Source organism: Halorubrum rarum (genome assembly GCF_048380895.1).
Taxonomy (GTDB): Archaea; Halobacteriota; Halobacteria; order Halobacteriales; family Haloferacaceae; genus Halorubrum.
This window is the reverse complement of sequence record NZ_JBLWMN010000013.1, coordinates 1-12,615: the sequence shown is the minus strand read 5'-3', so window position 1 is coordinate 12,615 and position 12,615 is coordinate 1. Positions and strand designations below refer to the sequence as shown.

Genomic DNA, 12,615 nt, shown 5'->3' with positions numbered 1-12,615 from the left:
TCGGTTCGGCGTCGGTCGTCGGTCCGGCGTCGGTCGTCGGCCCGGGGTCGGTCGTCGGTTCGGTGTCGGTCGTCGGCCCGGGGTCGGTCGTCGGTTCGGTGTCAGTCGTCGGTTCGGCGTCGGTCGTGCGGGTATCGGGCCGTGGTCCCGCACTCCAGACATCGGACGACGACGTGGCCGGGCTGGAGCCGGACTCGACTCGTTTTCCCCGGCCGGAGGTACACGTCGCAGCCGTCGCACGTCTTGCGCTCGAACGCTCGGGGGACGCCACAGCGGTTTCGCTCGGCGATCCGGCGGGCGAGTCGGACGTACTCCCGGGATCGGTCGTACTCGTCGTCGACGACCGCCTCGCGAGCGAGCGCGAACAGCCGGTCGATGCGTTCCCCCGGGATGCCCATGTCCGGTCGGGCGGGACGGCGCGGCAAAGGCGTTGCCATCCGCATCGCGTCGATGGGGAGCGCACCCGTCTCACCGGGCGTTCGGGGGCAACCCGCAGGCTTTTGACCGGGCCCGCCGAACGCCGCGGTATGAAGGAGTCGCTGATGGACATCATCTGCTGCCCGCTCGACAAACACGACCTCGAACTCGACGTCGACGAGCGAGACGGCGAGGAGATCCTCGAGGGCACGCTCACGTGTACGGAGTGCGGGGAGACGTACCCGATCGAGGACGGCATCCCGAACCTGCTTCCGCCGGACATGCGGGAGGAAGCGACCGCCTGATCCGACGGATCGCCCCCCGATCCGAACGAATCTTTTTCAATTCCGCCTCCGACAGGTAGCGTGTGCCGACTCTGCCCGTCGAACTGAACGGTGACGGCGTCCACTCGATCCGGGCTCCCGACCGGTTCACGACGACTCAACCGTTCGCCGTCGAGTTCGAGAACCTTGGGCGCTCGACGCACGTCCATCTCCACCTCGACGACGAGCTCGATCGGGCCGCATCGATCGGGACGGCGAACCACTACGTCGAGGACGAGTCGATCCGCCGCGTTCACGTGTCGGTGACCGCCGTCGACGAGACGGTCCGGGGGAAACTGAAGATCGTCACCGGCTACGGCTCCGGCGTCGAGTACGTCGACGTTCGGATCGATCCGCCCGTCGAGACGGGCGCGGACGGGGTCGTCGTCGACGAGACGCTCTCGAAGCCGCCGGAGCGATCGCCCGATCCCCCGCCGAAAAAGCGTCTGGCGATGGCGATCGACCGAACGATCGAGGCCGGGGGACTCCCCACGATCACGGTCGCGCTCGCCGCCGCGCTCGCCGCCGTGGTGATCGCCGTCGCCGTCGACAGCGTGCTCGTCTCCCTGCTCGTCGCAGTCGTGTTGACGGCCGCGGTCGCCGCCGTCCTCGTCGCGGTGTGGTGAACCGCCTCGGCGTCAAGCCCCGAGGCGGCCGTCGCCGACCGGGATCCGCGCGCTTTTAGGTGTCCCGACGGAACGAAGCCCATGAGCTTCGAGAAGGAAGACGAGGTCGTACTCGATGACAAACACAGCGAGTACGACGGCGAGGTCGGCACGGTCACGCAGGTGATGGAGACGATGTTCGGCGATGCGACCTACACCGTGAGCTTCGAGGACGGACAGGAGACGGGCATCCCCGAGGACGCGCTCGAACTCGCCGAGAGCGAAGCGTAACCCGACACAGAACCGACGCAGCGCATGCCCAAGATCCCCTTTCACTACGTCGACCTCCGCACGTTCGCATACGCGACGGAGGACGAGAAACGCGTCGAGCAGGCGCTCCGGGCGTTCCTGCCCGACGACGCCGAGATCGACCGCGTCGAGAACGTCGGCCACCACGGCGATCGGATCGTCGTGTTGTCGACACGGATAGAGACCGCCGACGGGATGCGCCACGTGCTCGACCGGCTCGCGGAGGTCGACGAACTCGACCGGGTACTTGACGAACTCGAGGAGCGCGTCGACGACAACTGCGCGATGTTCCTCCGTTTGGACAAGCAGGCGGCGTTCCGCGGCAACGTCCGGCTCGGACCCGGGATCACGTTCCGGACGAAGGTGGAGGCGTATCCCGCCCGCAAGGAGGCCGCCGTCGAGAACGCTCGCGAGACACTCGAACGGCTCGCCGACGGCGACCGCCTGTAGCGTCCGCACCCGATCGCGTCCGCGTTTCACGGAGCCGTTCGAGTTGATACACATCCGGTTCGAGACGGTCGAGAGCGACGGCATTCGGGTCGGAAAGATCGAGTTCCGACACTGCTGACCCTCCGACACCCAAAAGCGGCGCGGAATCAGCCGGGCGAGCGCGCGGATCAAGGACGCGCGCGTCCCGCGTTCTCCGAGATGTCCTACTGGCTTCTCGCGATCGACAGCGAGACGAGAAAGCCGAAGTACGCAGGGATCCCGGCGAGCATGAACATGTAGAACACCCACGTCGGCGCGCCGATGAAGACGAACTCGAAGAGAAGCGACACCAGCCCGACCCACCCGAGCGCGAACAGGAGGTCCAGGACCATCCCCGCGTCGTTCTCGCGGACGTACGAGCGGACGCGCTCCGCGACGCTCGCGTCGGACGACCGATCGGAGCCGGAGCCGCCGTTCGGATCGTCGGGGGCGTCGCCGTCGTCGAGAGCGTTCGAGTCGTCGCCGTCGTCGAGAGCGTTCGAGTCGTCGCCGTCGTCGAGAGCGTCCGGATCGTTGCCGTCGTCGAGAGCGTCCGGATCGTTGCCGTCGTCGAGAGCGTTCGAGTCGTCGGATGAGGTGATCATGAGTACGTCACGTGGGACGGTTCGGTCGACCGTCCGAAAGCGGTTCGATGTGGAGTGCGATCGGTTCGTCGAGCGGCTCAGCGTCCCTCGACGTAGTCGACGACGAATACCGGGACGTGCGTCGACCGGAGCGTCCGCTCCGTGACGCTCCCGAGCAGCGCCCGACGCACGCCGGACCGACCGTGACTACCCATCACGATGAGATCGATGTCGTGGTTCTCCGCGTAGTCGGCGATCATCCGGTGAGGCTGTCCGCCCGCGTGGCGTTCGACGACGTCGAGACCGGCGGCCGCCGCCCGATCTCTAACGTAGCCGGTCGCCTCCTCGGCGTCCTCCCGGAGCTCCGTCATCTCGCCGAACTTCCCCTGTCGGATCCGGTCGACCTGCTCGGTGCCGAGGCTGTACGCGACCATGTCCGTGTCCGCCACGAACAGCGCGTGGACCTCCGCACCGTACTTCTCCGCGAGGTCGATCGCGTGGTCGACCGCGTTGTTCGCTACGTCGCTACCGTCCGTCGGAACGAGGATTCGCTCATACATGATTAATCGTCTGCTGGCGCGTTGCCGTTCTTTTCGGAGACGACCTGCGCGGCCGTTTTGTCTTTCGGCATCGGTTCGGGACTGTGACACTGACGGACCATCTGTTTGGTCCGCAGCGGCGGCTCGTCGGTCACGTACGAAACGAATATCGTTACGGCGAACACGATCGGGACGCCGATCAGCGCCGAGCCGATGGCGGGCATCCACGTTTCGAGCACCGGGATGAACGCGGTCTGCCCCTCAGGCGTCGTCAGCAGCCCGAAGTTCGCCTCGTTGAGCATCGGAACGAACCAGACGATGAGACCGGTCACCATGCCGGCCAGCGCGCCCGGCCGGTTGGTGTTCTCCCACCAGAGTCCGAGGAAGAACATCGGGAACAACACGATCGCGGCGAGCGAGAACGCGAACGAGACCAGCGCGGCGATCGGCTGTTGGGGATCGAGCGCGAACACGATCGTCAGGAGGCCGATCGCGACGATGCTGAGGCGACCGACGAACACCTGCTGGCGCTGCGTCGCGTCCTCGTTGATGATGTTCGCGTAGATGTCATGAGAGATCGCCGACGACGCGGCGATGAACAGGCCGGCCGTCGTCGCGACCGCGGCGGCGATGCCGCCCGCGGCGACGAACCCGATGAGCCACGGCGGGAGGTTCGCGAGCTGTGCCGCGAGCACGACGATGACGTCGGCCGCCGCACCGCTCATGCCGGGATCACCGTACACCGCGCGGACCTCGTCGCCGTACAGCGCCGTGCCGAACGCGGCGAACGCGGGCGCGGAGAGGTAGAGCACGGCGATGAAAAAGAGCCCCCACGTGCACGACCAGCGGGCCATCCGTTCGTTCTCGACGGTGTAGAACCGAACGAGCACGTGCGGCAGCCCACACGTCCCGAACACGAGACTGAAACAGGTCGCGATCCACAGGTAGTAGCTCCCGCCCGCGAACGGGTCGGAGAACTCCGCGCTCAGGTCGTTTATCAACATGCCGTACTCGATCTGCGGCAGGATCGTCGAGTAGCCGCTCACCCAACCGGTCGCCAACAGTCCGATCAGGAACGCACCGATGAGGATGACGTACTGGAGCGCCATGTTCTTCGTTGCGCCGAGCATTCCCGAGAGGGTGAGATAGCCGACCGTGACGACCATGAACAACACCATCATCGCCTGATACGCGCTGAGCCCGGGGAGCGGGATCACGTTGTTGATGTCGCCGAGGACGTACATCCCGACGAGTCCCATACCGCGAGCCTGTCCAAGCGCGTAGACGAAGCCGATGAGGAAGGTGGTGATCGCCGCGAGCGCGCGGGCGGTGTCGGAGTTGAACCGATCGCCGACGAAGTCCGGCGCGGTGTACTTCCCGAACCGGCGCATCTGGGCGGCAAGGAAGATGAGCAGGACGAAGTAGCCCGTCGTCCAGCCGACGACGAATGCGAGGCCGTACACGCCGGACAGGGCGATGAGCGCGGCCATCCCGAGGTACGACGCCGCGGACATCCAGTTGGCACCGATCGCCATTCCGTTCTCGAGGTTGCCGATCGACCGGCCGGCGACCCACATGTCGTCGGTGTCGGCGACCTTGAACACGAACCCGACCGCGAGAAACAGCGTCATCATCGAGACGACGATGATCCCGGGAACGAGTTTGAACCCGATGTCGAGCCCCTCGGGCAGCAGCTCCTCGGCCTGAAGCGGGACGAGCGAGGCGATCACTCCTCGACACCTCCGTCGGCGGCGGTCGCCTCGTCGACCGCCGCGTCACCGTCAGCGTCGGTCGCCTCGTCGGAGACCTGTGTGATACCGTACTTCTCGTCGATCTCGTCGCGCTTTCGTGCGTACCAGACGGAGAGTATCAGCGCCGCGCTCGGGCCGCCGACGGCGATCGCGAAGTAGTGGAACGGGAACCCGATGATCGGCATCTGCGTCGTCATCACGTTCGGCGCGATCCGAGTCGCCGTGATCGGGCCGAACGTCGTGACCGCCCAGATCGCGAAGCCGATCCACACCACGCGAAGGTGGTCCCGCATGAACGGCGTCGCCGGGTTCAACAGGTTGATCTCGACGTCGAGGTAGTCGATCCGCTCCTCGCGTTCGACGTCGCTCAGTCCGCCGTCCGTCCGTATCTCGCCGGCGGCCGGTCCGTCGGTGGTCGGTTCGTCTCGTGTGTGATTCTCTGACATGGTTGATCGATGTCGTCTCGTCCGTGTCTCGTCTGTATCTCGTCTGCGTCTCGTCCGTGTCTCGTCCGTATCTCGTCTGCGTCTCGTTCGTGTCTCGTCCGTGCCCCGTCCGCAGTCTACCCTGTTCGCGGCGGATCGAGCGTGAAAACCGACGGTCGACCGCGCTACTCTCCGACCTGTTTCTGGATGTCCTCGACGATCTCGGGGTTTCGGAGCGTGCTCGTGTTGCCGATCTCGTCGCCGTCGGCGATGTTCTCGAGCAGGCGGCGCATGATCTTCCCCGACCGGGTCTTCGGCAGGTCGGGCGTGAACACGACCTGTTCAGGTCGGGCGATCGGGCCGATAGCGTCCTCGACGCCGGCGACGATCCGGTCGCGGAGGTCGTCGTCACCCTCGTAGCCGTCCTCGGTGATCACGTAGGCGTACACCGCCTCGCCTTTGATCTCGTGATCGCCGCCGACGACCGCGGCCTCGGCGACACCCTCGACGCCGACGATGGCGGACTCGATCTCCATCGTTCCGAGCCGATGGCCCGAGACGTTGATCACGTCGTCGACGCGACCGAGCACGGTGATGTAGCCGTCCTCGTCGATCTTCGCGCCGTCCTCCGGGAAGTACACCCAGTCGTCGGGGTCGTCGCTGTCGACGTCGGAGTACTCCGCCCAGTACTCCTCGATGTAGCGCTCGTCGTTGTTGTACAGGGTCCGAAGCATGCCGGGCCACGGCTTCTGGATCGTGAGATATCCCGCCTCGCCGGCCGATATCTGATCGCCCACGGTGTCGACGATCCGGACGTCGAGCCCGGGAAGCGGCGGTCCCGCCGCACCCGGCTTCATGTCCTTGATCCCGGGCAGCGTCGTGATCATCATCCCGCCCGTCTCCGTCTGCCACCACGTGTCCACGACGGGACACTCCTCGCCGCCGATGTGCTTGTAGTACCACTTCCACGCGCGGGGGTTGATCGGTTCACCGACCGTGCCGAGCAGCCGCAGTGATGACAGGTCGTGGGCGTCGGGGTACTCCGCGCCCCACTTCATGAACGCGCGGATCGCCGTGGGTGCCGTGTACAACTGGGTCGCGTCGTACTCCTCGATGATCTCCCAGAGTCGGTCCCTGTCCGGATGGTCCGGCGTGCCCTCGTACATCATCGTCGTCGTTCCGAGCGCGAGCGGTCCGTAGACGATGTACGAGTGGCCCGTGATCCAGCCGATGTCGGCCGCACAGAAGTACGTGTCCTCGGGCTTGACGTCGAGGACCGCCCGCGACGTCCACGACGCCCACGAGAGGTAGCCGCCGGTCGTGTGTTTCACGCCCTTCGGCTTGCCCGTGGTTCCGGACGTGTACATCAAAAAGAGCATGTCCTCGGCGTCGCGGACGACCGGCTCGACGTCCGCGCCCGAGTGCTCGTCGACCAGTTCGTCGTAGTCGACCTGGTCGTCGGAGAGGTCGTGACCGAAGCCGTCGCCGTTCCGCCCGAGCCGATCCACGACGACTGTCGTGGCGTCGCCGTCGACGTCCGCGAGCCCCTCGTTGGCCTTCTCCAGATGGTCGAGCGGGTCACCGCGACGGTAGTAGCCGTCACAGGTGACGAGATACTCGGAGTCCGCGGCGTTCATCCGGGTCGCCAGCGCCTCCGCGGAGAACCCGGCGAAGACGACGCTGTGTGGCGCACCGATACGCGCACACGCCAGCATCGCGATCGGGAGCTCCGGGATCATCGGCATGTACATCGTCACGACGTCGTCCTCCTCGACGCCCTGATCGCGGAGCGCGGCCGCGAACTCGTTTACCTCCCGGTGAAGCTCCTCGTAGGTGAACGACCGATCGTCCTCGTTGACGGGTTCGCCGATCCACTCGATGGCCACCTCGTCGCCCCGATCGTCGAGATGGCGGTCGAGACAGTTCGCCGACGCGTTCAACGTTCCGTCGGTAAACCACTCGTAGAAGGGCGGGTTGCCGTCGTCGAGCACCTGATCGTAGTCGGACTCCCAGTCGAGCAGATCGGCCGCGACCTCCCAACACTCCGGCCAGTTCTCCTCGAACTCCTCGTAGATCCCGGGATCGGAGACGTTCGCTCCCTCGACGAACGCCTCAGGGGGTTCGAATACCTCCTGTTCCGCCAGCCGCGCTTCCAGTTCACCGTCACCCTCTGTCATGATACGAACGTACACAACGGACATCCCCATATAAACGGTCGCGCTAAATACGAAAAATCGTGAAGGATTCGGTGGCTACAGGCGCTTCCGGCCGCCCCCCTCGTCGTCGAAGACCGCGTCCAACAGCGCGCGTTGCGCCTTTCGGAGGTGGTTGTGGAACGTCGGCGAGGAGACGCCCATCGCGTCGGCGACCTCCTCGGCGGTGCTGCCGCGGGGCCAGTCGAAGTACCCGCCGTGGTACGCCGCCGACAGCGCGGCCCACTGGCGGTCGGTGAACCGCTCGGTGACGTCCTCGCGGAGCGCCGACTGCGTGGTCGGCGAGCGCGCGACGGACTCCTTGCTGGCGAGCCGTGCGTCCGGGAACGTCGCCCGCAGCGCGTCCGCGATGGGGCGGACGTCCGTTCCGGCGGGAACCGCGGCGACGACGCGAGCACGACCGTGTTCCGCGGTCGCCGACCGGACCGTCGCGCCGTGTTCCGTCAGCGTGTGAACCGTCGAACCCCCCCGGACGAGCACCGACACCGAGCAGCCGTCCGCGTGCGTCTCGATCAGTTGCATGTCCGAGACGTCCGACGTGGCGTCGACGACGTCGGCGAGCGCCCGTGGGCTGGCCCCCTCGATCGCGAGATAACAGCGGACGGCGGCGTCCGACACGGACACGATCGAATCCAGCGATATCCGGCAGTCGAGGTCGGCGCTCGCCGAGGCGAGCCACGCCGCCTCGGTCGCGGTGTGGAACTCGAGTTCGGTCACGGCGTCGGAGTGAAGCAGGTCCCGCCACCGGTCCGCGGTCACCGCCCAGCCGAGACAGCGTCCGAGTAGCGAGAGGTGACTGCGCTCGTCGTCCGACACAGCCTCCGTGTCCGTCGCGAGGACGCACACCGTCCCGTAGGTCGCGCCGCGGTACGACACCGGAACCGCGACCAGCGGTCGGTCGTCCGGCCCCGCACCGACGCGAACGTCGCCCTCGGAGAGCGCCCCGGTCCACGGGCCCTCTCCGTCGACGAGCCCTCGATCGATGAGGTCGTCGCGGTCCGCCCCGGCGACGGCTTCGACGCTCCCGGTTCCAGCCAGGGTCGGTCCGTCGATCACCCACGCGAGCGACCACCGACCGGCGTCGGTCAGTCGGTCGACCACCGACGCGAACAGCGTCTCGCGGTCGGCGGCGTCGACGATCGCCTCGAACGCCTCGACGACGACCGGGTCGCGGGGCGAAGCCGAGGATTCGTCCGTTCCGACGACCGCCGCCGCGATCGCCTCGCCGTCGAGCGGATCGAGATGCGTGTCCAGCGCGTCCAGCGACCCCCATCCGCCCGTTTCACGGACGACGTGCGTATCGACGCCGCGGTCAACGAGGAGTCGTCGCGCGGAGAATCGTCGGAGGTCCCGTGGCGTCACCGCGGTCAGGTCCGCGTCGTCGAGGCGGTCGGTCGCGCGGTCCGCCGTTTCGCGCACCAGCATCTGGATGCGACGCGGGGTGACATCGACGAACCGATCGCCGTCACCGAGGTCGTTCGCGTCCGCGTATCGGCGGAGTTCGGACGCCACCGACGCGGGCAGATACGCCTCGCGGTCTATCGGTTCGTGGCCGTCCACGTTCGCGACCGACTCGTCGTCGGTGACCGCCTCGTCGTTCGCGACCGCCTCGCCGTTCGCGACCGCCTCGCCGTTCGCGACCGCCTCGCCGTTCGCGACCGCCTCGCCGCTCGCACTCACCCCGTCGTCCGTGACTGCCGCTCCGTTCCCACGTCCGTCACCCTCGGGGACAGCGATCAGGTACGCGCCCGAGGTCGACGACGACTCGCGAACGTGACGCGGACGGATCCGCGCGATCTCGCCGGTCCGGAGCCCGACCTCGCCGGCCAACCGGACGACCAGCGCCGACCGGTACGTCTCGGCGGCCGCCACCAGCGCGTCGTACTCGGCCGGCGTGAGGTCTCTCCCCATCTTTCGTAGATCGTTTTCAAGCCGAAACAAGAACGTTTCGCGTTCGACGGCTCTCGGATCGCCTCGGTACCGTGAGAGGAGGCCACTGATTCCATCGAGAGTGGGTAGGTAAGCGGGACGCGAGCGGTGGCGATCCGCGGAATCGTTTCGTGAGTTCGAATCGCTCCGAAACGGATGGAGACGCGAGCGCGTCTCGGGTCGAACCGGGCCGGCCGCTCATCGCTCTCCGTGAACCGTCGACTGGATCTCGCCGACGACCTCGGGGTTCCGGAGCGCGCTGACGTCGCCGAACTCCTCGCCCTGCGCGATGTCCTCGAGCAGGCGGCGCATGATCTTTCCCGACCGGGTCTTTGGGAGCTCCGGCGTGAACACGGTCCGGTCCGGTCGTGCGAGCTCGCCGATGGCGACCGCGAGGTGGTCACCGATCGCCCCACGGAGTCGGTCGTCGGGCTCGACGTCCCCGCGAGTCGTGGCGTACGCGACGATACCGCCGGTATCCCCGATTCCGTCGGGGTCGCCGCCGGCGACGACCGCCGCCTCCGTTATCCCGTCGACCTCGACTATCGTCGACTCCAGTTCGGTCGTGTTGAACCGCCGGGTCCGAACGTTGATCACGTCGTCGACGCGACCGAGGATCGTGACGTAGCCGTCCTCGTCGACGGTCGCGCCGTCGCCCGTCCGATAGCGCCAGCCGTCGTCGGTTTCGATCCAGTACTCGCCCCGGTATCGGTCGTCGCCCTCGCGGAGCCCGCGCAGCATGCCGGGCCACGGCCTCCCGATCGTCAGGTACCCCGTCTCGCCGGGGTCGACCGGCGCGCCCGCCTCGTCGACGACGCGGGCGTCGATTCCGGGGAGCGGCGGGCCGACCTTCCCCGGCTTCATCGGTGTGACGCCGGGAAGCGTCGCGATGGTGATCGCGCCCGTCTCGGTCTGCCACCACGTGTCGACCACCGGCGCGGTGCCGCCGCCGACGTGCTCGCGATACCAGTGCCACGCCTTCGGCGTGATCGCCTCGCCGACCGTCCCGAGCAGGCGGATCGACGAGAGGTCGTGTGCGTCCGGGTACTCCGCGCCCCACTTCATGAAGGAGCGAACCGCGGTCGGCGACGTGTAGAAGACGCTCACGGCGTTGCGCTCGATGAGGTCCCACACGCGGTCGCGGTCGGGGTAGTCCGGCGATCCCTCGTAGAGAACCGTCGTCGTGCCGGCCGCGAGGGGGCCGTACACGCCGTACGAGTGACCCGTGATCCAGCCGATGTCGGCGGCACACCAGTACGTGTCGTCCGGGCGCACGTCGAGGACGTGTTTCGTCGTCCACGCGACGTGCGCGAGGTAGCCGCCCGTCGCGTGTTCGACGCCCTTCGGACGGCCCGTCGTCCCCGAGGTGTACATCACGAACAGGAGGTCGGTTGCGTCCCGAGCGACCGGCTCGACGCTCGCTCCGTCGTGGGCGTCGACGAGGTCGCCGTAGTCGTACTCGTCGTCGCCGAGCGGGACGTGGAGCGCGTCTCCGAGCCGGTCGACGACGACCGTCGCCGCGAGGTCCCCGTCGATCCGGAGTCGGGCGTTGTCCGCCTTCGACTTCTGGTTGAACGCGTCCTCGCGTCAGTAGTAGCCGTCACACGTGATCAGGAACTCGGAGTCCGCGGCGTCGATCCGGGTGGCGAGCGCCTCCGCCGACAGGCCCGCGAAGACGACGTTGTGGGGCGCGCCGATGCGCGCACACGCCAGCATCGCGATCGGAAGCTCCGGGATCATCGGGAGATAGAGCGTGACGACGTCGTCCTCCTCGACGCCCAGATCGCGGAGCGCGGCCGCGACGGCGTTCACCTCCCGATGGAGGTCGAAGTACGTGTACGACCGTCGCTCGCCGCGCTTGCCGAACCACCGGATCGCGAGCTGGTTCCGCCGATCGTCGAGGTGACGGTCGACGCAGTTGACCGCGGCGTTGAGCCGGCCGTCGGGAAACCACTCGTAAAACGGGGGCGTCGAGTCGTCGAGAATCCGCTCGAAGGGGCGATCCCACTCGAGGAGGTCGGCCGCGGCCGCCCACGCGTCCGGCCACTCCTCGTCGAACGTGTCGTACACCGAGGCGTCCGTCAGCGCGGCCCCATCGCGGAACCACGCGGGAGGCTCGATCGCCCCGCCGCGATCGGGATCGTCGCCACCACCCCCGCGATCGGAGTCGTCGCCACCACCCCCGAGATCGGTCATGTCCGACAGACGGGGGCGCAGACCCGTATACTTTGTCCGCCCCGCGCCCGTTGCCGGTTTCCTCGACCGGGCGTCCGCGGTCTCGGTCGGACCTCCGTGATATCGGTCGGAGCTCCGTGGTATCGGTCGATCGGAGCGGGCGGCGATCGACCGCCCCGCCACGAGAGTCCCGGAGACGAAAGGTTGAAACGCCGCTCGGGCGGATCCACGGTATGGAACTGCGGGTCATCGAGAAGACCGACACGGAACTCCGCATCGAGATCGCCGGCGAGGACCACACGTTCATGAACGTGTTGAAGGGTGCGCTGCTGGAGGCCGACGAGGTCGCCGCGGCGACGTACGACGTCAACCCCGAGCAGTCCGGCGGACAGACGGAGCCGATCCTGACCGTGAAAGCCGAGACCGGCGATCCCCTCGACGCCGTCGAGGCGGCCGCCGACGAGGTCACCGAGCGCACGACCGCGCTCCGTGACGCCGTCAACGCAGCGTAGGAGCGCCGGTTCGGAACGATCGTCGACGGGCGTTTTAAACTCGTTACAGAACTTCGAAGAGAAACCCCACGACTAAATTCGTGGGGCTCCGCTGAAATTCTTCACCTCTGATAAGAACCGAGTGCTGATATCGGGACGGTGGCGATCGATCTCGGGAGTATGTGTTGCAGGTCGCCGGTCGCGATCGATTATTTAAATGGCCGTGAGTAGCGGCGATGGCTACTTATAAAGAACGCATGCGGTGGCGTGCGCCCGTGAGCGGCCGCCAGGCCGCGAACGGCATCGCGCGAGGGAGTCAGGGGCGGTCGCCGGAACCGCTCGGCGACCGCCCCTGACGAGGCTGGGGAGGCGTGAGGTGCGGGTGC

At 67.3% G+C, this 12,615-nt stretch carries 12 protein-coding genes and 1 pseudogene; 5 read left to right on the top strand and 8 right to left on the bottom strand.

Annotated elements, in window-relative coordinates; all coding sequences use genetic code 11:
- Positions 1-101: 101 nt before the first annotated feature.
- Positions 102-398 carry a ribonuclease P protein component 4 gene (locus tag ACNSN7_RS10870; protein WP_418282305.1) on the bottom strand — a complete coding sequence of 99 codons (297 nt, stop codon included), beginning with the start codon at positions 396-398 and terminating at the stop codon, positions 102-104.
- A 129-nt stretch (positions 399-527) separates the two neighbouring features.
- Here ACNSN7_RS10870 and ACNSN7_RS10865 point away from each other — a divergent pair, with 129 nt between their 5' ends.
- The 4 genes from ACNSN7_RS10865 (at position 528) to ACNSN7_RS10850 (ending at position 2,104) form a co-directional block, all read left to right on the top strand.
- Positions 528-722, top strand: a complete 195-nt coding sequence (locus ACNSN7_RS10865; protein WP_418282304.1) for a methytransferase partner Trm112 — start codon at positions 528-530, stop codon at positions 720-722.
- 62 nt (positions 723-784) lie between these two features.
- A complete protein-coding gene (locus ACNSN7_RS10860; RefSeq protein WP_418282303.1) occupies positions 785-1,366 on the top strand; it encodes a DUF7524 family protein in 582 nt (193 codons plus the stop codon).
- Positions 1,367-1,447: 81 nt separating this feature from the next.
- Complete coding sequence (locus ACNSN7_RS10855; protein ID WP_418282302.1) at positions 1,448-1,636, top strand: DUF1918 domain-containing protein; 189 nt, start codon at positions 1,448-1,450, stop codon at positions 1,634-1,636.
- 24 nt (positions 1,637-1,660) lie between these two features.
- A complete protein-coding gene (locus ACNSN7_RS10850; protein ID WP_418282301.1) occupies positions 1,661-2,104 on the top strand; it encodes an RNA-binding protein in 444 nt (147 codons plus the stop codon).
- Positions 2,105-2,307: 203 nt separating this feature from the next.
- Here the strand turns inward: ACNSN7_RS10850 and ACNSN7_RS10845 are convergent, their stop codons facing one another.
- The 7 genes and pseudogenes from ACNSN7_RS10845 to acs (ACNSN7_RS10815) all read right to left on the bottom strand — a co-directional run bounded on the left by ACNSN7_RS10845 (position 2,308) and on the right by acs (ACNSN7_RS10815) (position 11,759).
- Positions 2,308-2,727, bottom strand: a complete 420-nt coding sequence (locus tag ACNSN7_RS10845) for a DUF8119 family protein (RefSeq protein WP_418282300.1) — start codon at positions 2,725-2,727, stop codon at positions 2,308-2,310.
- Positions 2,728-2,804: 77 nt separating this feature from the next.
- On the bottom strand, positions 2,805-3,266 hold the full coding sequence (locus ACNSN7_RS10840) for a universal stress protein (RefSeq protein WP_418282299.1): 462 nt from the start codon (positions 3,264-3,266) through the stop codon (positions 2,805-2,807).
- Positions 3,267-3,268: 2 nt separating this feature from the next.
- Positions 3,269-4,975: a VC_2705 family sodium/solute symporter gene (locus ACNSN7_RS10835; protein WP_418282298.1), complete on the bottom strand. Its 1,707-nt coding sequence runs from the start codon at positions 4,973-4,975 to the stop codon at positions 3,269-3,271.
- Complete coding sequence (locus ACNSN7_RS10830; protein ID WP_418282297.1) at positions 4,972-5,442, bottom strand: DUF4212 domain-containing protein; 471 nt, start codon at positions 5,440-5,442, stop codon at positions 4,972-4,974. The genes ACNSN7_RS10835 and ACNSN7_RS10830 overlap by 4 nt, the downstream gene beginning before the upstream one ends.
- A 164-nt stretch (positions 5,443-5,606) precedes the next feature.
- Entirely contained in the window at positions 5,607-7,598 is a 1,992-nt protein-coding gene (acs, locus tag ACNSN7_RS10825; RefSeq protein WP_418282296.1) for an acetate--CoA ligase, read from the bottom strand.
- Positions 7,599-7,673: 75 nt separating this feature from the next.
- The gene (locus tag ACNSN7_RS10820) at positions 7,674-9,545 is read right to left on the bottom strand and encodes a bacterio-opsin activator domain-containing protein (RefSeq protein WP_418282295.1); all 1,872 of its coding nucleotides are present in this window, start codon (positions 9,543-9,545) and stop codon (positions 7,674-7,676) included.
- 216 nt (positions 9,546-9,761) lie between these two features.
- Positions 9,762-11,759, bottom strand: a pseudogene (acs, locus tag ACNSN7_RS10815) (acetate--CoA ligase).
- Between the two features lie 212 nt (positions 11,760-11,971).
- Here acs (ACNSN7_RS10815) and ACNSN7_RS10810 point away from each other — a divergent pair.
- Positions 11,972-12,250: a DNA-directed RNA polymerase subunit L gene (locus ACNSN7_RS10810; RefSeq protein ID WP_418282294.1), complete on the top strand. Its 279-nt coding sequence runs from the start codon at positions 11,972-11,974 to the stop codon at positions 12,248-12,250.
- The last annotated feature ends 365 nt before the right edge of the window (positions 12,251-12,615 follow it).

Bases quoted from the DNA above. Each gene is read 5' to 3' on its own strand.
- ACNSN7_RS10870 (WP_418282305.1), bottom strand. From the start codon at position 398: ATGGGCATCCCGGGGGAACGCATCGACCGGCTGTTCGCGCTCGCTCGC.
- ACNSN7_RS10865 (WP_418282304.1), top strand. From the start codon at position 528: ATGAAGGAGTCGCTGATGGACATCATCTGCTGCCCGCTCGACAAACAC.
- ACNSN7_RS10855 (WP_418282302.1), top strand. From the start codon at position 1,448: ATGAGCTTCGAGAAGGAAGACGAGGTCGTACTCGATGACAAACACAGC.
- ACNSN7_RS10850 (WP_418282301.1), top strand. From the start codon at position 1,661: ATGCCCAAGATCCCCTTTCACTACGTCGACCTCCGCACGTTCGCATAC.
- ACNSN7_RS10845 (WP_418282300.1), bottom strand. From the start codon at position 2,727: ATGATCACCTCATCCGACGACTCGAACGCTCTCGACGACGGCAACGAT.
- ACNSN7_RS10840 (WP_418282299.1), bottom strand. From the start codon at position 3,266: ATGTATGAGCGAATCCTCGTTCCGACGGACGGTAGCGACGTAGCGAAC.
- ACNSN7_RS10830 (WP_418282297.1), bottom strand. From the start codon at position 5,442: ATGTCAGAGAATCACACACGAGACGAACCGACCACCGACGGACCGGCC.
- acs (WP_418282296.1), bottom strand. From the start codon at position 7,598: ATGACAGAGGGTGACGGTGAACTGGAAGCGCGGCTGGCGGAACAGGAG.
- ACNSN7_RS10820 (WP_418282295.1), bottom strand. From the start codon at position 9,545: ATGGGGAGAGACCTCACGCCGGCCGAGTACGACGCGCTGGTGGCGGCC.
- ACNSN7_RS10810 (WP_418282294.1), top strand. From the start codon at position 11,972: ATGGAACTGCGGGTCATCGAGAAGACCGACACGGAACTCCGCATCGAG.